At 63.2% G+C, this 20,268-nt stretch carries 18 protein-coding genes; 8 read left to right on the top strand and 10 right to left on the bottom strand.

The annotated features are described in order from the left end of the window. Window positions 1–52: 52 nt before the first annotated feature. The 5 genes from NKI49_RS05895 to NKI49_RS05875 form a co-directional block, all read right to left on the bottom strand. Window positions 53–1,036, bottom strand: coding sequence for an ABC transporter ATP-binding protein (locus NKI49_RS05895; RefSeq protein ID WP_352600949.1), 984 nt, complete (start codon window positions 1,034–1,036; stop codon window positions 53–55). Beyond that, entirely contained in the window at window positions 1,033–2,052 is a 1,020-nt protein-coding gene (locus tag NKI49_RS05890) for an ABC transporter ATP-binding protein (RefSeq protein WP_352600951.1), read from the bottom strand. Before NKI49_RS05890 ends, NKI49_RS05895 begins: the two co-directional genes overlap by 4 nt. Further along, window positions 2,042–3,016 carry an ABC transporter permease gene (locus NKI49_RS05885; RefSeq protein WP_352600953.1) on the bottom strand — a complete coding sequence of 325 codons (975 nt, stop codon included), beginning with the start codon at window positions 3,014–3,016 and terminating at the stop codon, window positions 2,042–2,044. The genes NKI49_RS05890 and NKI49_RS05885 overlap by 11 nt, the downstream gene beginning before the upstream one ends. Further along, entirely contained in the window at window positions 3,016–4,044 is a 1,029-nt protein-coding gene (locus NKI49_RS05880) for an ABC transporter permease (protein WP_352600955.1), read from the bottom strand. Before NKI49_RS05880 ends, NKI49_RS05885 begins: the two co-directional genes overlap by 1 nt. A 100-nt stretch (window positions 4,045–4,144) precedes the next feature. Beyond that, window positions 4,145–5,818, bottom strand: coding sequence for an ABC transporter substrate-binding protein (locus NKI49_RS05875; protein ID WP_352600957.1), 1,674 nt, complete (start codon window positions 5,816–5,818; stop codon window positions 4,145–4,147). 291 nt (window positions 5,819–6,109) lie between these two features. On the opposite strand from NKI49_RS05875, the gene NKI49_RS05870 reads away from it, so the two are divergent. Continuing rightward, complete coding sequence (locus NKI49_RS05870; protein ID WP_352600959.1) at window positions 6,110–6,871, top strand: helix-turn-helix transcriptional regulator; 762 nt, start codon at window positions 6,110–6,112, stop codon at window positions 6,869–6,871. A gap of 103 nt (window positions 6,872–6,974) precedes the next feature. Next, window positions 6,975–7,874 carry a proline iminopeptidase-family hydrolase gene (locus NKI49_RS05865; protein ID WP_352600961.1) on the top strand — a complete coding sequence of 300 codons (900 nt, stop codon included), beginning with the start codon at window positions 6,975–6,977 and terminating at the stop codon, window positions 7,872–7,874. A 44-nt stretch (window positions 7,875–7,918) separates the two neighbouring features. Here the strand turns inward: NKI49_RS05865 and NKI49_RS05860 are convergent, their stop codons facing one another. The 3 genes from NKI49_RS05860 to NKI49_RS05850 all read right to left on the bottom strand — a co-directional run bounded on the left by NKI49_RS05860 (window position 7,919) and on the right by NKI49_RS05850 (window position 11,113). Then, a complete protein-coding gene (locus NKI49_RS05860) occupies window positions 7,919–9,001 on the bottom strand; it encodes an SIP domain-containing protein (RefSeq protein WP_352600963.1) in 1,083 nt (360 codons plus the stop codon). 164 nt (window positions 9,002–9,165) lie between these two features. After that, complete coding sequence (locus NKI49_RS05855) at window positions 9,166–9,942, bottom strand: esterase family protein (protein WP_352600965.1); 777 nt, start codon at window positions 9,940–9,942, stop codon at window positions 9,166–9,168. Window positions 9,943–9,946: 4 nt separating this feature from the next. Further along, window positions 9,947–11,113 (bottom strand): ATP-grasp domain-containing protein, encoded by a 1,167-nt coding sequence (locus NKI49_RS05850; protein WP_352600967.1) that lies wholly within the window; start codon window positions 11,111–11,113, stop codon window positions 9,947–9,949. 503 nt (window positions 11,114–11,616) lie between these two features. Here NKI49_RS05850 and leuA point away from each other — a divergent pair. From leuA to NKI49_RS05830, 4 genes are all read left to right on the top strand, one after another. Then, window positions 11,617–13,293, top strand: coding sequence for a 2-isopropylmalate synthase (gene leuA / locus NKI49_RS05845; RefSeq protein ID WP_352601178.1), 1,677 nt, complete (start codon window positions 11,617–11,619; stop codon window positions 13,291–13,293). A 263-nt stretch (window positions 13,294–13,556) separates the two neighbouring features. Beyond that, window positions 13,557–15,326 carry a tetratricopeptide repeat protein gene (locus tag NKI49_RS05840; protein WP_352600969.1) on the top strand — a complete coding sequence of 590 codons (1,770 nt, stop codon included), beginning with the start codon at window positions 13,557–13,559 and terminating at the stop codon, window positions 15,324–15,326. A gap of 116 nt (window positions 15,327–15,442) precedes the next feature. Beyond that, complete coding sequence (locus tag NKI49_RS05835) at window positions 15,443–16,243, top strand: alpha/beta fold hydrolase (RefSeq protein WP_352600971.1); 801 nt, start codon at window positions 15,443–15,445, stop codon at window positions 16,241–16,243. 107 nt (window positions 16,244–16,350) lie between these two features. Further along, entirely contained in the window at window positions 16,351–16,965 is a 615-nt protein-coding gene (locus NKI49_RS05830) for a hypothetical protein (protein WP_352600973.1), read from the top strand. Here NKI49_RS05830 and NKI49_RS05825 read toward each other — a convergent pair. After that, the gene (locus NKI49_RS05825; protein WP_352600975.1) at window positions 16,949–17,878 is read right to left on the bottom strand and encodes a metallophosphoesterase family protein; all 930 of its coding nucleotides are present in this window, start codon (window positions 17,876–17,878) and stop codon (window positions 16,949–16,951) included. The genes NKI49_RS05830 and NKI49_RS05825 overlap by 17 nt on opposite strands. Window positions 17,879–17,931: 53 nt before the next feature. Between NKI49_RS05825 and NKI49_RS05820 the strand changes: the two genes are divergently transcribed. Next, window positions 17,932–18,429, top strand: coding sequence for an NUDIX domain-containing protein (locus NKI49_RS05820; protein WP_352600977.1), 498 nt, complete (start codon window positions 17,932–17,934; stop codon window positions 18,427–18,429). A 1-nt stretch (window position 18,430) separates the two neighbouring features. Here NKI49_RS05820 and NKI49_RS05815 read toward each other — a convergent pair whose 3' ends face one another. After that, window positions 18,431–19,423 (bottom strand): glutathione S-transferase family protein, encoded by a 993-nt coding sequence (locus NKI49_RS05815; RefSeq protein WP_352600979.1) that lies wholly within the window; start codon window positions 19,421–19,423, stop codon window positions 18,431–18,433. A gap of 267 nt (window positions 19,424–19,690) precedes the next feature. Here NKI49_RS05815 and NKI49_RS05810 point away from each other — a divergent pair, with 267 nt between their 5' ends. Beyond that, window positions 19,691–20,227, top strand: a complete 537-nt coding sequence (locus NKI49_RS05810) for a GNAT family N-acetyltransferase (RefSeq protein WP_352600981.1) — start codon at window positions 19,691–19,693, stop codon at window positions 20,225–20,227. Window positions 20,228–20,268 lie beyond the last annotated feature (41 nt).

The raw sequence follows: 20,268 nt of genomic DNA, 5'->3' as shown, positions 1-20,268 counted from the left end.
GGACAGCTTGGAGCATGATCCCAAAAACCGGTGCCACTTTCGGGATCACGCCCTAGCTCGCCCTTGGCTGATGGCAGGCAACGAAATGGCCTTTGTCGACGAGCGAAAGCACGGGGCGCTCGTGGCGGCAGACCGACGTCGCCGCCACGCAGCGCGTGTGGAAACGGCAGCCCGACGACGGATCGAGAGGGCTCGGCAGATCGCCCTTGAGCACGATCCGCCGGCTCGGCCGGTTGTCGACGTCGGGAACCGGCACCGCCGAGCGAAGTGCAGCCGTGTAATGATGCCGCGGCGCTGAGAAGACGGCGTCGACCGGCCCCGTCTCGACGATCGAACCCATATACATCACCGCCACCCGCGACGCGAACTGCCTGACCACCGATAGGTCGTGGGCGATGAACACGTAGGTCAGCTTGAATTCGTCGCGCAGATCGCAAAGCAGGTTGATGATCTGCGCCTGGATCGACACGTCCAGCGCCGACACTGGTTCGTCGGCAACAATCAGCTGCGGCCGCAGCGCAAGGGCACGCGCGATGCCGATGCGCTGGCGCTGTCCACCCGAGAATTCGTGCGGGAAACGCTCCGCATGCTCAGGAAGAAGTTCGACCCGGACCAGAAGATCCTCGACCCGGTCCGTCATTTCCGAGCGCGACAGCTTCTCATGCACGCGAAATGGGTCCGCCAGAAGGTCGCCGACGCGGCGCCGAGGGTTGAGCGAGGCAGCGGGATCCTGGAACACCATCTGCATCTGGCGGCGTATTGGCCGCAGCTGCCGTTGCGAGGCCTTGGTGATATCGCGGCCTGCGAATTCCAGCGCCCCGGAGGTGATCTCGGTGAGCCGGACGAGACAGCGTCCCAGGGTCGATTTTCCGCAGCCCGATTCACCGACGATGCCCAGCGTCTCGCCGGGGAAGATGTCTAGCGAGACCTGCTCGACGGCATGGACGATCCGCCGCTGAAAGGGCGAGCGCCCCACCGGATAATATTTCGACAGATCGCTTGTTCGCACCAGCGGTTGCGGCCTGGATTCGGTCATGCCGGCACGGCCTTGGCAGCCAGCGTCCGGCGCAGATCCTGGCGGCCGACTTCGGGAAGAAAACAGGCCGACCGGTGCCCCGTCGCCCCGCCAAGCGAAGGCTGCGCAACGCAGGCTTCGTGCCGGAACACGCATCGCGGCCCGAAGGCGCAGCCTTGCGGCATCTGGCTCAGCTTCGGCGGGCTGCCGGGAATGGCCGTCAGCCGCGACGGGCGCGGACCGTGCATCGGCGGGATCGAGCCGAACAGGCCCCACGCATAGGGATGAAGCGGCTCGCGGAAAAGCTGCCCCTTGGCGCCTTCCTCGACCACGCGTCCGGCATACATAACCAGCACGCGGTCGGCCACGTCGGCAACCACACCAAGGTCGTGCGTGACCAGGATCACGGCAGATCCGAACTCATCGCGCAATCGGCCGATCAGCTCCAGAATCTGCGCCTGCACTGTCACATCGAGCGCGGTGGTCGGCTCGTCGGCGATCAGCAGCGCCGGGTTGCACGACAGCGCCATGGCGATCACGGCGCGCTGACGCATGCCGCCCGATAGCTGGTGCGGATAGCGGTCGACGGCACTGCCGGGGCTCGGCAATCCGACCGCATCGAGCAAATCCACCGCCCGCTTGCGCGCCGCGGCGCGTGACACTCGCTCATGCGCGCGGATCTGCTCGATGATCTGGTTGCCGATCGTGTGGACCGGCGTCAGTGCCGTCATCGGATCCTGGAAGATCATCCCGATCTGCCGCCCGCGGACGGCATCGAGCGCCCGGCGCTTGAGCCCCAGTAACTCCTGGCCGAGAAAACGGACAGACCCGGTGACGACCGCGTTGGGACTGCTGATCAGCCCCAGCATGGCGAGCAGGGTCTGGCTCTTGCCCGAGCCGCTTTCGCCGACGACGCCGAGGATCTCGCGCTGCTTGAGCGAGAACGAGACGCCGCTGACGGCAGGCACCACACCGCCCTCCGTGCGGAACGAGACGCACAGGTTTTCGACGACCAGAAGCGGCGCATCAGTGAGCATCTCGAACCCTCGGATCGATCAAGACAAAGGCGACATCGACGATGAAATTGGCCATGACCACAAAAAACGAGGCATAGATGACCGTCGCCAGGATCATCGGCAAATCGAGCGTCTGCAAGGCCCCATAGGTGAGCTTGCCGACCCCTTGCAAGCCGAAGACAACTTCCGTCAGCAAGGCGCCGCCGCCGACCAGGGCGCCGAAATCGAGCCCGAACATGGTGACGAAGGCGACGAGCGAGGTTCTCAAGCCATGACGCAGCAGCACACGGCGCTCGCCGATACCCTTGGCGCGCGCGGTGCGGATGAAATCCTCCTGCATGGTCTCGATGATCGAGGCCCGCAGCACGCGACCGTAAAGTCCGATGTAGAGCGTGGCGAGCGTGAACCAGGGAATGATCAACGCCTTGAACCAGCCCCACGGATCGTCGGTAAAGGCGATGTAGCCGAGCGGCGGCACCCAGGAGAACAGAAAGCTGTCATGCCAGCGGCTCTGGGTGACCAGGTTGGCGACTTCGCCCAGCCAGAAGACCGGGATCGACACACCGATCAGGCTGAGGATCATCAGCGTCCGGTCGAGCCACGTGCCGCGCGTCGCCCCGGCGACAACGCCGACAATCAATCCGCCGATGACCCAAAAGACCGCGGCGCCGAACACCAGCGACAGGGTGACCGGGATAGCTTGGAGCACTGTCGGGACGACCTTCTGGCCGCGATTGACGAAGGAGGTAAGATCGCGGCTGACAAAGAGCCGCTTCATCATCAGCGCGTATTGGACAGGCATCGGCTGGTCGAGGCCGAAATCGTGCCGCACCTGGGCCAGCGTCTCCTGCGATGCGTTGCGCCCGGCAATGCGCGCCGACGGGTCGGCGCCCGGCGTGGCGAAGAAGATCAGGAAGGCGACGATGCTGATGCCGAACATCACCAGCGCCATTTGGCCGAGCCTGGAAACGAATGCCGCCAGCATCAGACGACCCTGATCGAGGATTTCGGGTCAAGCGCGTCGCGCACCCCATCGCCCAATATGTTCAGCGCCAGCACGCAGATGACGATCGCCAGCCCTGGCGCCAGCGCGACGATCGGGCGCGAGTAGAGAAGCCCTTGCCCGTCCTGGATGATGGTGCCCCAGCTCGCGTCGGGCGGCTGCACCCCGATGGACAGGAAGGACAGCGAAGACTCGGTCATCATGTTGAGCGCCAGGATAAGCGGCACGAAGACGATGACCCGGGTGATCACATTGGGCAGGATGTCATGGATCAGAATGCGCCAGGGCGACGCGCCGATGCCGATCGCGGCCGTGACGAACTCGGCCTGCATCAGCGACAGGACATGGCCGCGGATCGGCCGGGCGACATAGGGCACATAGACAATGCCGATGATGAAGATCGGCAGCCACAGACTGCCGGAGCGGATTTCGATCGGCCCGATGGCAATGCTTTGCGTGATCAGCACGATCGACAGTGAAATCGCCAGCAGGAAGATTGGAAACGCCCACAGCACGTCGAGAATACGCGACAGCAATGTATCAACCAGACCACCGAAAAAGCCGGAGATCACGCCGAGCAATGTCGCCAGGCCAAGACATATCAGCGCCGCGGCGCCAGCGATCAGCAGCGAATTGCGCCCGCCATAAAGCAGGCGCGCGGCGACGTCGCGGCCCTGATTGTCGGCGCCCAGCATGTAGGGCCCGAAATCCCATGTCGGTCCAAGCGGCGTGAAGCCCAGGCCAAGGCCTTCCGTCGACGCTTCCAGCACTTGCCTGGTCTGGCCGTCGATGATGATCTCGCCATTGAGGTTGGTGGCGAAAGCATCGGTCCGCGCCACATGGCGGGCGTAGAGGGGTGCGGCCAGCGAGGCGGCGGCGATCAGCACCAGCACCGCGAACGCCGTAATGGCTGCCCGATCGGCTCTGAGTTTGCGCCACGCCGTGCGCCACGGCCCCTCGGCGCCCCGGCGGCTTCGAACCGGCGTTTGCACGCCACTCAACTTGTCCATGATGGCTATGAATTTCAGATCAGCGGGAAAAGCAACCGCGGCGGAGGATATTGCATCGCTCCGCCGCGCATCGGATTGGGCCTGGTTGTTCAACCCCGGATCACTCGACCCACGACTGGCTCATGATCCAGTAGAATTGCGGGCTGAAGACGAAATTCTTCAGCCGCGGCGAGATCAGGTCGACGCGCTTGGGCGTGAACAGGACGGCCACGGGCGCTGCGTCGGTCACTGCCTTGTCGACGGCGGTCCACAATTGCGCACCCTTGGCCGGGTCCGTGACGGCCGCGGCCTGGGCCTCGCCCATCTTCTGGTCGATCGATTTGTCGCAGAAGCCGGAGATGTTGACCGAGGCATCCGAGCCCGGCGTGAACGAGGCGCAGCTGAACAGCACCTGCAGGAAATCCGATGGCGCGGGATAATCCTGGAACCACTGCGAGATGGAAATCTGCACCTTGTTGTTGGTGTTCTGAATGTAGGTGAACTGGATGTTCTGCGAGATGGGCTTGACCGAGGTCTTGTAGCCGAGCCCGTTCAGCACGTCCTGCAGGTAAACGCCGATCGATTTCGACACTTCGGTGTCCTCGGTGATGATCGTCACCTCCTGGCCGGCCGTGCCGGAGGCGGCGACCAGCGCCTTGGCTTTCCCCATGTCGGGAGCCGACCACTTCTCGCCGGGATTGGCCGTGAACGGGCAATAGGGCGCATAGGATGGGAAGTCCGGCGGCAGGATTTGGCACGACGGTTGCGCCAGATTGCTGCCGCCGAACAGCTTGACGATGGCCGCCCGGTCTATGGCGTAGTTGACGGCTTGCCGCACACGGATGTCGTTGAAGGGCGCGAGATTTGTGTTCATCGGCGCATACCACATCGCCGTCAGCGGATGCACGGACACCTGCTTGGCGTATTTCGTACCCAGTTCCGCCAACCGGTCGGCCGGCGGCGGATCAAACATCCAATCGGCCTGGCCGTTCTCGACGGCGGTGACCGCCGCCTCGTCGGTGAGCCCGAAGCCATAATCTATCTCGTCAGGATATCCGGCCGGCTGCGCCTCCTTGCTCCATTCCTTGAAATGCGGATTGCGCACCATTTTGAGCAGACTGTTGGGATCGTAGCTGGCGATCATGTAGGGCCCTGTGCCGGGAACGGGCACGGTGCCCGAATCCTTGAGCGGCGCCTCGGCCGGCAGGATCGCCGCGTGCGGGATCGAGATCTTCTGGAGGAAGTCGGGATCAGGCGCCATCAGGTTGAAGGTGACGGTGCTTGCCGCCTCATCGGCAATGACGCCGCCATCGAGCGTGCAGGCCGCCGGTGCCTTGAGGCATTTGTCGGCACCGACGATGCCGTTGTAGAGCGTGCCCGTGGTCGGGCCGCTGATCTTGAACATGCGCTGGAACGAGGCCACGACATCGGCCGTCGTCAGGTCCGATCCGTCGGCGAACTTGATGCCCTTGCGCAGCTTGAAGACGTATTTCTTGCCGCCGTCTTCCGGCTTGGGCAGGCTCTCGGCCAAATCCGCCACCACGTCGAAGCCGGTCTTGTCGCCGGTTTTGCGGAAGGTCACCAGCCCGTCATAGAGCACGTAGTTGATCTGGAAATATTGCAGCGTGTAGTTGATGTGCGGATCGATCGTGCCGGCGGCTGCGTTGGCGAGAAGCTTGAGGGTTCCGCCAGCCTTGCCCTCCTGGGCGAAAGCGCCTGTCGTGGGCGCCGCCAGCATGAGGCCGGCCAGGCCGGCACCGGCCAACATTGCACTGAAAACCTTCCGGGATCGCATCGCCTTGCTCCTTGGGGGAAGTGGGTGATAGCAACCGCGACGCACGCCAGGTGGCATATGCCGGGCCGTTATCCATCGCACATAGCCTATGGCGCACGAAACCCACCGGGATAGCTGTGAATTAAGATAGTTTTGGCTCTCCAGGCGCTTCGCGGATAACAAGCGTGATCGCAAATTGCTTATTTGTTGGGCATTTTGCCGATATGCCCGTTTGACAAACATTGGCCGGCGAGTAAGCTTTTGCTCATGCAAGGTTTGTCCGGCGATTGCGAAAGTGAATTCCACACGGGGATGGCTGTTGACGCCGCGATGGCGGCAGCGATGCGCGTGCTTGCGCCCGCCGGTTTCACCTCGCTGATCTACGATTATACGCCGGTCCCGGTCAGCCATGACGGCGAACTGATCACGCCTTCGCTGATGGCGCTCGACAATGTCCCGTCCGGCATGCAGGACCTATGGTGCAAGGGCGGCTACTATCAACTGGATCCGGTGCAGGAGGCGGCCCTCGCGGTGTCGCGGCCGTTTCTTTGGTCGCACAAGGGCAGCCAGGGCGCGGTCATGCGGCGCGTCCTGCAGCGCAAGCATGATCCCGTGGTGGGCTATCTCCTAGACACCAAGATGACATGCGGCGTGACGGTGCCCATCCGCTTCCACGACGGCGATCTCGCCACCTTCACCGCCATCCGCCTCGATCCGGAGCCGGGCTTTGAAGCCGAGGCGCAGAGTATGTTGCCGGGCATCGGTGACCTCGGCCATCTCTTCCATGACTGCGTCTATGCCGGTTTCGACCAGCGCACCAGGACAAGCCAGTATTTCCATCTGACACCGCGGGAACGCCAGTGCCTGAGCCTGGCGGCCTGCGGGCTGACGGCCAAGCAGATCGCTCATGAAATCTGCCGCAGCGTGCCGACAGCGACGCTGCATCTCAATGCCGCAAGCCGCAAGCTTGGCGCCCGCAACCGTTTCCATGCGATCGCTTTGGCGGCCCACTACCGCTTGCTCGGGCCGATCAGCCAGGGCCAGAACCCGCCCCGCCGGATCAGTCAAAACTAACGTTATTGCTAGCTGGTCGCCTGCCGGTCCGCCTCTATACCTTCTGCCGCGAACAATGTCGCGGGCCGCTGGTCAGCGGTCCCTGCCAGGCGGAGGAACACGGATGGACGATCTTTCGGTTTCGGAAGGCTTTAGCGCCTACGGACCATACAGGACCTGGTACCGCATGACGGGAGATCTGGGTTCTGGCCGGCTGCCGCTGGTCGTTGCCCATGGCGGTCCCGGCTGCACCCATGACTATGTCGACAGCTTCAAGGACCTTGCCGGCTACGGCCGCGCGGTGATCCACTACGACCAGATCGGCAATGGCCGATCCACCCACTTGCCGGACAAGGGCGGCGACTTCTGGACAGTCGAATTCTTCCTTGGTGAACTCGATGCACTGCTCGCCCATCTCGGCGTCCAGCAGCGCTACGCCCTGCTCGGGCAATCCTGGGGCGGCATGCTCGCCGCCGAACACGCGGTGCTCCGGCCGCCGGGTCTTAAGGCGCTGGTGCTCGCCAATTCGCTCGCCTCGATGAAGCTGTGGGTCGAAGGCGCGGGGCAGTTGCGCGCACAACTGCCGGCCGAGGTGCGGCAAGCGCTCGACAGCCACGAAGCCGCCGGAACGACGGATCATCCCGACTATCTCGCTGCGACCCGCGCGTTCTACGACCGTCACGTCTGCCGCGTCGTGCCCTGGCCGGCGGAAGTGGCGCGCACCTTCGCCGCCATCGACGCCGATCCCACCGTCTATCACACGATGAACGGGCCCAATGAATTCCACGTCGTCGGCACCATGCGAGATTGGACCATCATCGACCGGTTGCCGCTGATCGAAGCGCCGACGCTGGTTTTTCGCGGCCTCTTCGATGAAGCCACTTCAGCCTGCGTCCAGCCCTTCCTGGATCGTATCCCTATCGTCGAAGGCCATGTTTTCCCGCTATCGAGCCACATGCCGCATGTCGAGGAAAGGCAGGACTGCATGGCCGTCACCGAGGCGTTTCTGGCGCGGCATGACTGACTGCCCATACGCGCGGCAGCGCAACATCGACAGGAGGAGATCGGCTAGGCATCCTCGCCGCCCCCGTTCTCGCCTTGTGCGCCCCGGCGCCAATAGGCCGTGACCAGATGCCTGTCGCGCGCCAGGCCCCACTCCTTGCGCACGATCTTGCGGATGTCGCGGAAGTCGGCGAACTCGCATCCGGCCCAGACATAGAGCCCTTCGGCAAGCGCCATGTGGCTGCGCTCGCGCAGGGCGGCCGATAGCAGGCCAGCCGTGCCGGCCTCGCGGCGTAGCCGGTAAAGCCAGGTGACGTCGATGTTGTCCCGTTGCGGCAACGCGATCCGGTCATCGGGACCATCGACCTCGATAAGTGCCTCGGCGCGGGTTGATGGCGCAAGATGGTCGAGAATCCTGCCAATGGCCGGCAGCGCGGTGTCGTCGCCGAGCAGAAGCAGGGTGCGTGCGTCCGGAGCGTCCCCGCCGCCCGGTCCGATCATGCCGATAATGTCTCCCATCCGTGCGTTCTGCGCGAACGTGGCGGCAGGCGTATCCTGGCCGGGATGCAGGACGAAATCGACGTCGAGCCAGCCGCTTGCGGCATGCACCGCGCGGATCGTGTAGACCCGCACGGTAAGCGCATCCTCACCGGAAGGCCACACAAGCATGCCGTCGGCGCCGATAGAGGGCCAGACCGGCCGCCGGCCACGCGGCGGCAACAGCAGCCGCATATGGAGTCCGCCATGGCTAAACCGGTCGAGATTCTTGCCGGCAAAGCGTAGGCGCTGCATGTGCGGAGAAATCCGTGTCGACGACACCACCGTGATCTCTCGGAAGAAGACTGGCGCTCCGGCATCGCTGCCGTCGCCTTGCCAACGCAGTCCGCTTGCCGTGCCGAGATGCTCGGCAACATGGCCGGCAACCGTCATCTTCATGTAGGAAAGGCAGGTTTCGTCCGCGGCTGCGACGCGGATCAGCATGCCGTCTCCCTCCAGCGTGGCGCTCAACGAGCCGTAATGCAGGCGAAGCTCCCATCGGTCGGCGAAGCCGGTCTCGATCTCGAATTCCCCGTGCTCGGCACGCAGCCGGTCCATCGCCGCCTTGATCGCCCCGTCGCGGATCCGGGTTTGCGCGTTCAATTGGTCCATCGCTCAAGTCCTTCGTAGCTGTTCCCGGCAAGGCGCCCTGTCCTTGCCGTCAGCGGAATGCCACAGCCGCTTCGGTGTTTCCACCGAAACTTGAGTATATAAATCATAATTATTGTACCCGAATCTGTTGAGATCCAGGTCAGGCCGGCGGAATACCGACTGCCTCAGTCCAGCCTGTGCATCAGGTCGTCATCCAGCCAGCGGCCGAAGAAATAGACCAGCTGCTTGTGCCACCACGGCCAGTCATGGCTGACATCGCCACCCCAATAATCGACCCAGGCTGGAATGGACCTGTCACGCAGGATTTGTTCCAGCTGGCGCGTCTCGACCAGCATCCGCTCTTCCCAGGCGCCCTGCCCGCAGCAGAAGATCAGCCTGAGTGTCTTCAGCCGGGCAAGCAGTTTGGGGTCGACGATGCCGGGCAGGTAGTCGAGCGGCGAATTGTAGAAGATATCGCCTTCAAGCGCCCTGCCGAAGAAGTCGCGGGCCGAATAGACGCCTGACAGAGCGATGACGCCGCTGGCGAGTTCGGGGAAGCGGAAAACGAAGTTCGAGGAATGATAGGCGCCCATCGAGCAGCCCGAGAACAACGGCTTCAGCTTGCGTTGCCCATTGGAGGCTGCCGCAGTGGACAGGAACTCCGGCAGCGCCTCCTCGCGCACATAGCGGAAGTAGGCCTCGTGGCGGCCGATGCGATGCGCAGCATCGGCATACTTGTCGAAGAAGGATTCCGAATCGATGCCGTCGACCGTGAACAGCTGGATACGGCCGGTGTCGATGAACTCTGCCAGCGCGCCCACCCCGCCTGAATCCTCGAACTGGTAGAACCGCCCTTGCGAGGTCGGGAACACCACCACCGGCCGGCCGGCATGGCCGTAGCGCTTGTATTCCATGTCGCGGCCGAGATTGCGGGCGAAGTTCTTGTGATAGGAGATGTTCATAGCCTCACGCCCTTTCCGCGTGGATGTAGGCGACCGCCTCGCGCAACGCCGCCGCATCCTTCGAGCGCATCTGGTATGCGTAATTTCCCATGGCGCGGCTGAAAACCTCTTCGATTGCCTGATGGTGGACGATCTTGTCGCCATGCGCGGCCAGCACGTCCTCATGGCTGTGCAAATAATGGAGGCGCCGCTTGCGGCTGGCATAAGCGGTGAAATACTTGCCCTCATAAGGACCGCCGGCGGCATCTTTCACCACCATCTCGGCCCATGCCGCGTAGACGTCGATGTCGAAAGTATAGTTGATGGCATCGGTCATCCAGGCGCCGGGCGGCCGCATGTTGACTTCCAGCGCAATGACGCGGTCGTCTTTCGTCTCGAACAGCTCGATGTGGAAGAAGCGCTCACGCACGTCGAACGCCTTCAGGATCTTGCGGCCGGCTTCCTCGACCGCCGGGCTGATCCTGGGAAAGCAGGTGTAGCTCATGTGGCGGTCCTTGTTGACCACGTCCATCACGCTCTGGTCGTAGCGGTGGCTGGCCGCCAGCACCACCTCGCCATCGCGGTTGACCAGCCCGTCGAACGTCACCACCAACCCTTCGATGAACTGCTCCATCACGAAGGTAACGTCGTCGGGTTTGTCCCGGAAGAACTGATCGAGTTCCTTGGCGTTGGAGATCTTGAAGGTGTTCGAGGCGCCTGAGCCGCTGTCGGGCTTGACCACGACGGGATAGCCGACGCGGCGGATAAAGGTCATGGCGCCGGCTCGGTCGGAGCATTTGCGCTGCGCGATGGTCTCGACGCCGCTCTTACGGAAGAACGCGCGCATGCGGCTCTTGCGCTTCAGGTTTTTCACGAAATCGAGCTTGGTGCCATAGATGTTGAAGTCGGTGCGGATATTGGCTTCCAGCTCCAGCCAGTGCTCATTGAGCGATTCGAAACGGTCGATGCGGCCCCATTTATGGATGAAATGGCCGATCGCCCTGAACACCGGATCGTAGTCTTCCATGTCGGCGACTCGGTAATATTCCGAAAGAGCCGCCTTCAGCTTGGGATCCAGCGTATTATGGGGCGCATCGCCGATGCCGAGCACGGTAGCCCCGGCCTTCTTGAGCCGGTCGCAGAAATCGGCGCCGTTGGCGGGGAAGTGCGGCGAGAAGAACACGAAATTCATGGACGATCCCCTCCCGGCGGCATCTCGTCGGCTGCCAAGTCTGGCGCATTTGCGCCGCGTCGGGAAGAGCACCCGCATTAGGGATAATATTCGACATATGCCGGGCCGCTTGCCTCTCCTGGGGCGCTCCTGTATGAGAACAGCCATGAATACGCGCGCCACCACCATTTCCCGTCAGGCCGGCTTTGCTGGCGAGACCGTGCGCGCGCTGGCCTCGACGCTCCTTCTTCTCGGCCTTATCGGCGATCGCCGGGTTCGCTGAAGGAGCGCCCGGCGGTCGAACCGCCGCGCAAGCGCACGCTCCTTGGCCAGTCTCAAAATTGGCAAGTCTCATCAAGCGAACGAAAATCTGGTAAAGGCGCCGCTCGCCATCAATCCGTCCGGGACGGATCCGACGGCCGCCGGGAGAAACGACGATGAACGCACGAGAAGAAATCCGTTCCCATGCCGCGGTAGCCGGCAAGGACGCGGCAAAGGCCGTTCCTGAGATGGCAAGCCGGGGCATGCCGGACGCAGCCCGCAAGTACCAGCCCTACCCGACCGTCGGCCTCACTGACCGCACCTGGCCCTCGAAGGTCATCGACAAGGCGCCGATCTGGTGTTCGGTCGACCTGCGCGACGGCAACCAGGCGCTGATCGATCCGATGGGCCATGAGCGCAAGGCGCGCATGTTCGCCTTGCTGCTCGACATGGGTTTCAAGGAGATCGAGATCGGTTTCCCCTCGGCCTCGCAGACGGATTTCGACTTCGCCCGCTGGTGCATCGAGGAAGGCGGCGTGCCGAGCGACGTCTCGCTGCAGGTGCTGGTCCAGTGCCGGCCCGAACTGATCGCCCGCACCTTCGAGGCGCTGAAGGGCGCCACCAACCCGATCGTGCATTTCTACAACTCGACCAGCGAATTGCAGCGCCGCGTCGTCTTCGAGAAGGATGTCGGCGGCATCAAGCGCATCGCCACCGACGCGGCCAAGATGATCACCGACATGGCCGCCAAGGCCGGCGGCGGCTATCGTTTCGAATATTCGCCGGAAAGCTTTACCGGCACCGAACTCGAAGTGGCGCTGGAGATCTGCAACGCCGTCACCGAGATCGTCAGGCCGACGGCCGACAACAAGCTGATCGTCAACCTGCCGTCGACGGTCGAGATGTCGACGCCCAACATCTATGCCGACCGCATCGAATGGATGTGCCGCAATCTCGACAACCGTGAAAACCTGATTGTCTCCTTGCATCCGCACAATGACCGCGGCACCGGCGTCGCCACCACCGAGTTGGGCTTGATGGCCGGCGCAGACCGGGTCGAAGGCACGCTGTTCGGCAATGGCGAACGCACCGGCAATGTCGACATCGTCACGCTGGCGCTCAACATGTACACGCAAGGCGTCGATCCCGGGATTGACTGCTCCGACATCAACCGGATGAAGGACGTCTACGAATATTCGAACCAGTTGAAGATCCCCGAGCGCCACCCCTATGTCGGCGAGCTCGTCTACACCGCTTTTTCCGGTTCCCACCAGGATGCCATCAACAAGGGCATGAAGGCGCTGAAGAAGGCCAACACAAGCCTGTGGGAAGTGCCCTACCTGCCAATCGATCCGGCCGATGTCGGACGCAGCTACGAAGCGATCATCCGCATCAACTCGCAGTCGGGCAAGGGCGGCATCGCCTATGTGCTGCAGGCCGATTACGGCCTCAACCTGCCGCGCAATTTGCAGATCGAGTTCAGTCAGGCGATCCAGGCGATCACCGATGCCGAAGGCAAGGAAGTGCCGGTCAGGCGCATCTATGAGCGCTTCCTCGATACCTATGTCGATCAGCCGGGCGCGCGCCTGAAATTCCTCGACCACCACACTTATCCAGACACCGAGGTCAAGGGCCGGCGCGTGGTCGAGGCGGTCATCCTCGACAATGGCAAGGAGACGACGATATCAGGTACCGGCACCGGTCCGATTGACGGCTTCGTCGATGCGCTGTCGCGTCATGTCGGCGTAGCGATGTCGGTGCTCGACTACTCCGAACATTCGATGCAGCGCGGCTCGAATGCGTCCGCCATTTCCTATGTCGAGATGGAATATCCCGGTGGCAAGCTGTTCGGCGCCGGCATCAACACCAACATCGTCGCCGCTTCGTTGGAAGCGGTGACGTCGGCCGCCAACCGCATCATTGGTCGCAAGACGCGGTAATCCGCCATTCCAGGCGCGAGAGACGAGACTGCTCTCGCGCCGAATCTTCGAGCCCGATCAAGGCTTTGACTCTTGTACGATAGATGACAGTGGCGAGGCCTTCCTGCAGCACGTCCATCGCGTGGCGTGCGTCCCCGCGCCATTAACCACCGCAAAAATATCCGGTGGGGTACGCGATCGCATAATGCGTGTATACTTGTATGGCGGTGCGAGCGTTATATTATCCGTACCTTAACCTGTGCCGACTTCGAGAGGATCGACACTTGCAGCATGCCACGCCTGCCGCCCCCGCAGTGCGCGAGACACTGGAGCGACTGCTTGCCAGCGAAACGTTCGGGAGATCCGAGCGGGCGCGTAAATTGCTTCGCTATCTGGTTGAGCGCGAGCAGGCTGGCGAAGCCAACATGCTCAAGGGTTTTTCCATTGCCATGGATGTCTTCGGCAAGGACGGCGATTTTGACCCGTCGACGGATGCCGTGGTGCGCGTGCAGGCGGGCAGGCTGCGCGATCTGCTGCAGCAGTATTTCGCCAATGAAGGCATCGCCGAGCCCGTTCGCATCGCCATCCCGCGCGGTGGCTACGTGCCGGCCTATGAGCTCAATGCAATCCGCTTGCCTCAACCTGCGAAAGCTATCGAGAATACGGCAGCGGCTCCATCCGAACGATCCGAGGCTGCCGACAACGCCGTTCCGGCTGCCGCTTTCGTGGCACCGCCCGCCGTGCCGATGCCCTCGGTGGCGCGCCATCTCCGGTTCTTCTGGATGGCGATCGCCGTCGTCATCGCCATGCTCGGCGTTCTGATCCTGCGTCAGGGCAGCCATGCCCTGCTGGCGGGGGGCGACATGTCGGCAACGATCGAGACTGCCGGCCTGACGAACACCGTCGCACCGCCGCCGACGAGCGAGGCCTTGCCGCTCGTCTACATCGCCGTCAAGGCCGGTGGACCGGAAGCCAACCGCGTCGCCACATCGCTGCGCGCCGGCCTGAGCGGCTTCGATACCATCGACTTCATCGGCCGCGATACCGTCAACAAGGTCGATCCGGTCACCGACGCCACGAGCTTCATCTTCGATATCCTGCCCGGACCGGACGCCGGCGATATCACGATCGAGTTGCAGAGCGTGGCCACCGGACGGGTGCTTTTATCGCGCAATCTGACCGCTGACGACAGCGCGCCGACCGCCATAGAGGACCGTATCGCCGGCGTCCTGAGTTCGGCCATGCCCGCCTCCGGCACGATCTACAGCTACATCGAACAGAGCGGCACTCAGACCGCCCTGACGCAGTGTCTGCTGCTCAACGACAAATATTATCTCGACCAGAATGCCAAGACGCATGAGGCCGCCTATCGCTGTCTCGAAGCCCTTGCCAATGAAGGCGCCAAGTCATCGCTGGTCTATTCCGAACTCGCCTCGTTGCACCTTGAGGCTGTGAACGACCACTACGCCTATCCACCGGATGCCACGATCGAGAAGGCGATAACGTTCGCCCACCGGGCCGTTCAGATGGGACCGACCAGCCCTTATGCGCATCGCTCCTATGGTTACATCAATTCGCGTCTTGGCAATGCCGGAGAGGCGCTGCGCTGGATGCGCAAGGCCTATGAACTCAATCCCTACGATCTCGCCATGGCCGCCGCCTATGGCTATGGGTTGATCTTCGCTGGCCGGTACGCGGAGGGGACACCCCTCCTGGCCCATGCGGTAGATGCGTCCAGCGGTCATCCGACATGGTGGGATTTCGGACTTTTCGCCGGCGAATTCATGCTGGGCGACATGAACAAGGCTGCGATAGCCAGCTCCGCTCTGAGGACGACCGCAACGAAATCGCACTATCTCGCTGCCCGGCTGATCGGCGCCAGGATCGCCGGCCAGGACCATCAGGTGCGCCGGTTGATCGATGAACTGACAACCGAATTTCCGAAATTCGCCGCGGATCCGCGCACGACCTTCATCGACAGAAAATATCCCGCCGATCTGACGGAGCGGCTGGTCGGCGCCTTGCGCGCCGCCGGCCTCGGCAACGCGAGTTAGCGGCACGAGCCGAAGCCAATCGCGAAGATTTTACTGGCCATCGCTCTGGACAAGGAGCATTTCAGCCACATTTGCAACGTGCCGTCCTGCCATTTCAGTTAAAGCCTTCAGTTTTCATGACCCCATCGCTTCATGCCGCCGAACAAGGTGTTGGTTCGAAGGCCACAATCCTGCTGCATGGTTTGGGCGGCTCTCACGATGTTTGGCGCGAGGTGATCTCGTCGCTGCCGCCTGTGCACACGCTTGCCTATGATTTGCCGGGGCATGGCCTGTCGCTCGGCTTCCCAAATGCCGGCCCGGCCAAACTCGCGGCAAGGGCCGTTCTCGCCGATCTCTCCACGCGCGGGCTGAAGCGCTTTCATCTCGTGGGCCACTCCATGGGCGGGGCGGTCGCGGTGCTGATGGCGCTGGCCGAACCCGAAAAAGTGGCATCGCTGACGCTTCTGGCGCCCGGCGGCTTCGGTCCGGAAATCAACGGCCCACTGTTACGTCGCTATGCCAACGCCCAGGATCCATCAGAGATCCGGGCGTGCCTCGCCGCCATGTCGGGCCCAGGGGCACGGCCCTTCGATCCCACCGTGGACGCGCTATGGGAAATGCGCGGCCGACCCGGCCAGTTGGAGAAACTCGTCGAGATCGCCGAGGCCATCACGAGCAACGATCAGCAAGGCGTCATTCCACGCGAACAGCTCGACAGGCTGGAGATGCCGGTGATGGTGGCGTGGGGAAGTGAAGACACGGTGCTGCCCTTTGCCCAGGCCGATCATCTGCCGGCGCATTTCCATGTCCATCACGTGCTCGGTGCCGGTCATATGCTGATCGAGGAAGCCCCCGATCTGGTCGCCAGGATCATTCAACGCAATATGAGCCGCCGCGCCAGGCGGCGGCGCCTGAAATTCGCGGCGGCCGCCAGCTGACTTTTCGCGTCCAATCTCTTCCGAACGCCTCGACCGCTCGATCTCGCCAGTGCATTTTGCCGGCGGCTGTGTTAACTCCATGTTAACCAAACCGCGAGGCAACGCCGATGAAGGACACAGGCGAGCAGGTCGACCAGTCGAACAAGCTGTCCGACGCTATCCGTGATGTGAAGAATGCCTTCGCCGACCGCGACGATGTCGTCGTCGATATGCGCGAGGCGCATCGCATGCGCCTCGATCTTTTGGCGGCCGAACTCGAGCCCATCTTCGCCGATGTTCCGGCCGACATGGACAATTTCGATTTCGTCGTCTCCACGGGGCTACAACCGCGCCTGTGGATCGATGCCGTCAGCCATGTCGCCATGGGACGCGACCGCCGCACCTATCGTTTCCTCAAGGACACCCGCATCGGCCGCGTTGTGCTTGCCGAATCGACGGAGATGAAGCTGGTCGCCGATTCCGTGACGCGCTATGTCGCCGAGCGTATCATCGAGCGTCAGAGGATGATGGAAGGCGGGGTCGAACTCGCGGTGGCCGGCATGAAACGCGCCGAGGTGGCGGAAGCCGAGCCGCCGCTGCGCTCGACGGCCCGCCGCAACGGCTGGTCGGCCTTCCTGTCCGGCCTCGGCCTCGTCGCCGCCGGCGCCCTTGTCGGCCTGGCGGTGTCGATCGCGCTCTTCTGGGATCGCATCGTGGCGATGGGGCTCAGCCTGCGGCCATAGCGGCGCTGGCTTCCACGCCGAGTTCCAGTGTCTGCAGGTCCGAAGGCGGTATCGAAGGGCCGGTGAGCCCGCGCCGCGTCAGGCGGATGCGCCAGTCTCCCTTTTCGCCGTCGATCTCGAAGAGATTGTATTGCGCCGGCGGATTTTTGCCGCCCGGCGCCTGGCCGGCGGCGGCGACGCCGACCACCGGAACCTTGGCGCCTCGCGGGCCGATCTGGAACAGCGACGGCAGATGTGAATGGCCATGCAGGACGAGCTCCGCGCCATGCCGGCGAATGATTTTGTGGAAGCGGGCGATACCGAACAGCCGCTTGTGCTGCGGGACGGCGCCCCGCACCGGCGGATGATGGATCATGATCGCACGGAACAGACCTTGCTTCGCCGTCGCATCGAGCATTTTGCGGAGCCGCTCGGCCTGGCCTTCCATGAAGAAGCCATTGGCCATGAAGGGTGCCGTGGCACGCGCCGTCGAGACGCCGATCAGCGCGACATTGCCGCGCACGCGCAGATAGGGGAATGCATTGCGGTCGACCGGCGTGTTGATGCCGTCGCCGCTCATCCAGGCCGCCCAGGACCGGCAGACCTTGTCGAAAGCGCCCGGCACATAGGCATCGTGATTTCCTGGAACGACCGACACGTCGTGCGGCGACCCCAGCGTCTCGAGCCAGTGCCTGGCCATCTCGATCTCGCCGTCGAGCGCCAGGTTGACGAGATCGCCGGTAACGGCAAGGTGATCGGGGCCTTGCGCCTTGATGTCTCCGACGATGGTGTCGATGACCGCGTCATGCATGTAGCGGCGGCGGTTGCGCTGCCAGTTGACGTAGCCGAGCACGCGCTTGGAGGCGAGATCGCGATAGGATACATCGGGGAGCGGCCCCAGATGGACATCGGAAATATGCGCGAGCCTGAACATGCATCCTTCATAGGCGACAGGGGCCCCGCTTTCCACCCAAGGTTTCGCTACCGATGACGACAGGTCCGCAAGACGCTTTCCGCCAAACCGGCTGGCCTGGCCTCAGGGCCAGGCTGTTCCATCTCTATTTCGTGCTGCGGCGGCCGATGACGCTCGGCGTGCGCGGCCTCGTCCACGATACCGCGTCCAATTCCGTCTTCCTCATCCGCCACACCTATGTCCCGGGCTGGCAGCTTCCCGGTGGTGGGCTCGAGGTTGGCGAGACCATGGTTGAGGCGCTGGCGCGCGAACTGGCCGAGGAAGGTAACATCGCGCTGACTGACCCGCCGATGCTGAAATCAACACATTTCAACCGCCGCTCCAGCCGGCGCGACCACGTCGGCTTCTACCTGATCGAGCAGTTCAGCCAGACCGCGCCGAAGCTGCCCGACCGCGAGATCGCCGAGGCCGGCTTCTTCCCGATCGACCGCCTGCCGGAAGGCACGACACCGGCGACGCTGCGCCGGATCGCGGAGGTCTTTCATGGCGAACCGGCATCGCCCTATTGGTAGATCATACCGCCGCCTCACCGAACCGTGCCCGGTCGTGCGGCGCGCCATAATCCAGTTCCGGGCCGACCGGGACGATCCGCGTCGGATTGATCGTCTCGTGGCTGCCGTAATAATGCGCCTTGATGTGATGGAGGTTCACTGTCGCGGCGACGCCAGGCAACTGGTAGAGGTCGCGCAGATAGTTCGACAGGTTCGGATAATCGGCGATGCGGCGCAGATTGCACTTGAAATGGCCGACATAGACCGGGTCGAAGCGCACCAGAGTGGTGAACAGCCGCCAGTCGGCCTCGGTAATGCGGCCGCCAATAAGATAGCGCTGGCGCGACAGCCGACCCTCCAGCGCATCGAGCGCCGAGAACAGGTCGCCGAACGCCTCCTCATAGGCGGCTTGCGTGGTGGCGAGACCGGCGCGGTAGACGCCGTTGTTGACGGCGGGATAGACCAGCGCATTGATCGCATCGATCTCGCCGCGCAGTGCATGCGGATAGAAATCGAGGCTGGCGTCACCCCACTCATCGAAGGCTGAATTGAGCATCCGGATGATCTCGGAGGATTCATTGGAGACGATGGTCTGCTCCTTCTTGTCCCAAAGCACCGGCACGGTCACCCGGCCGGAATAGGTGGGATCCGCCCTGGTGTAGATCTGATGCAGGAAGTCGAGGCCGTAAAGCGTGTCGCCGGTGGCGCTGTCCTCGGCCAGGAACGTCCAGCCATTAGCGCCCATGAAATGATGTACCACCGAAACCGAGATGATGCGGTCCAGTCTTTTCAGCGCGCGAAAGATCAGCGTCCGGTGCGCCCACGGACAGGCGAGCGACACATAGAGGTGATAGCGGCCGGGCTCCGCCTTGAAGCCGCGGCTGCGGCCTTCGGCGGGCGAGCCGTCGGGGGTGACCCAGTCGCGCCATTGCGACTGGTCCCGCACGAACTTGCCACCGCTATCCTTGGTGTCGGACCAGCGGTCCTGCCATTTGCCCTCGACCAGCAATCCCATAGAATACCCTTTCGCGTTTGCCTTCATGTAGAACGCGAGGGGGCAAGGCGGAAATCATCTCAGGCTGAACAGATCGTCAATCGGCAGTGCCGGCGACCGGGTCGATTGCGGCGGCCTAAAATTGATGCTAGCGGACAATCCGCATGTTCGACTTTGCTTTGATCCGGTTCGACCGACGACGAAAGGGCGCCCGCGCTTGATGAAGCGCTGACTGGCGAATGCTGCCGTTTGCAGCAAACCTTTCCTCCTCTACCGGAACGCAAAACCATGAGCCTTGCCGACGTGAAATACCTGCCGGAAACTCCGGCGCATGATCCTGAGATCGAAGCCATCAATGACGAGGCCTTCGGGCCCGGCCGGTTCGTGCTGGCCGCCTACAAGATCCGCGAGGCCGGGGGCCATGAGCGCGCGCTGTCCTTTGTCGCCGTCGATGCTGGTATCGTCGTTGCTTCGGTACGCATGACACGCGTTGCCGCCGGCGCCGGCCGTGCGCTGATGCTTGGGCCGCTTGCGGTGCGGCCGGCCTTCAAGAATCTCGGCATCGGTCGCCGGCTGGTGGCGATCGCGCTGGAGGCGGCCGCCAAGGCCGGCGCGCCTGCCGTCATGCTGGTCGGTGACGAGCCTTATTATGGCCCGCTCGGCTTCAAGAGGATCCCGCGCGGCCAGATTTCGATGCCGCGCCCCGTCGACCTCGACCGGTTGCTGTCGCACGAGATCACGCCGGGCGCGGTCGCCCGGCTCTCGGGCGAGGTCGGCCACGCCGACCAGGCCAGGGTTGCCGAGCACATTTCCGCGATGGCTTGACGTTGCGGGCCGATCTGGCGCCTGATCCATCCCCTGTCCCC

Source organism: Mesorhizobium sp. M0587 (assembly GCF_040320945.1).
GTDB lineage: Bacteria > Pseudomonadota > Alphaproteobacteria > Rhizobiales > Rhizobiaceae > Mesorhizobium.
The sequence above is the reverse complement of the archived record's forward strand: the minus strand, read 5'-3'. Positions and strand labels throughout refer to the sequence as shown.

Excerpts from the sequence above, each read along its gene's own strand:
- NKI49_RS05895 (WP_352600949.1), bottom strand. The coding sequence starts at position 1,036 with ATGACCGAATCCAGGCCGCAACCGCTGGTGCGAACAAGCGATCTGTCG.
- NKI49_RS05890 (WP_352600951.1), bottom strand. The coding sequence starts at position 2,052 with ATGCTCACTGATGCGCCGCTTCTGGTCGTCGAAAACCTGTGCGTCTCG.
- NKI49_RS05885 (WP_352600953.1), bottom strand. The coding sequence starts at position 3,016 with ATGCTGGCGGCATTCGTTTCCAGGCTCGGCCAAATGGCGCTGGTGATG.
- NKI49_RS05880 (WP_352600955.1), bottom strand. The coding sequence starts at position 4,044 with ATGGACAAGTTGAGTGGCGTGCAAACGCCGGTTCGAAGCCGCCGGGGC.
- NKI49_RS05875 (WP_352600957.1), bottom strand. The coding sequence starts at position 5,818 with ATGCGATCCCGGAAGGTTTTCAGTGCAATGTTGGCCGGTGCCGGCCTG.
- NKI49_RS05870 (WP_352600959.1), top strand. The coding sequence starts at position 6,110 with ATGGCTGTTGACGCCGCGATGGCGGCAGCGATGCGCGTGCTTGCGCCC.
- NKI49_RS05865 (WP_352600961.1), top strand. The coding sequence starts at position 6,975 with ATGGACGATCTTTCGGTTTCGGAAGGCTTTAGCGCCTACGGACCATAC.
- NKI49_RS05860 (WP_352600963.1), bottom strand. The coding sequence starts at position 9,001 with ATGGACCAATTGAACGCGCAAACCCGGATCCGCGACGGGGCGATCAAG.
- NKI49_RS05855 (WP_352600965.1), bottom strand. The coding sequence starts at position 9,942 with ATGAACATCTCCTATCACAAGAACTTCGCCCGCAATCTCGGCCGCGAC.
- NKI49_RS05850 (WP_352600967.1), bottom strand. The coding sequence starts at position 11,113 with ATGAATTTCGTGTTCTTCTCGCCGCACTTCCCCGCCAACGGCGCCGAT.
- leuA (WP_352601178.1), top strand. The coding sequence starts at position 11,617 with ATGCCGGACGCAGCCCGCAAGTACCAGCCCTACCCGACCGTCGGCCTC.
- NKI49_RS05835 (WP_352600971.1), top strand. The coding sequence starts at position 15,443 with ATGACCCCATCGCTTCATGCCGCCGAACAAGGTGTTGGTTCGAAGGCC.
- NKI49_RS05830 (WP_352600973.1), top strand. The coding sequence starts at position 16,351 with ATGAAGGACACAGGCGAGCAGGTCGACCAGTCGAACAAGCTGTCCGAC.
- NKI49_RS05825 (WP_352600975.1), bottom strand. The coding sequence starts at position 17,878 with ATGTTCAGGCTCGCGCATATTTCCGATGTCCATCTGGGGCCGCTCCCC.
- NKI49_RS05820 (WP_352600977.1), top strand. The coding sequence starts at position 17,932 with ATGACGACAGGTCCGCAAGACGCTTTCCGCCAAACCGGCTGGCCTGGC.
- NKI49_RS05815 (WP_352600979.1), bottom strand. The coding sequence starts at position 19,423 with ATGGGATTGCTGGTCGAGGGCAAATGGCAGGACCGCTGGTCCGACACC.
- NKI49_RS05810 (WP_352600981.1), top strand. The coding sequence starts at position 19,691 with ATGAGCCTTGCCGACGTGAAATACCTGCCGGAAACTCCGGCGCATGAT.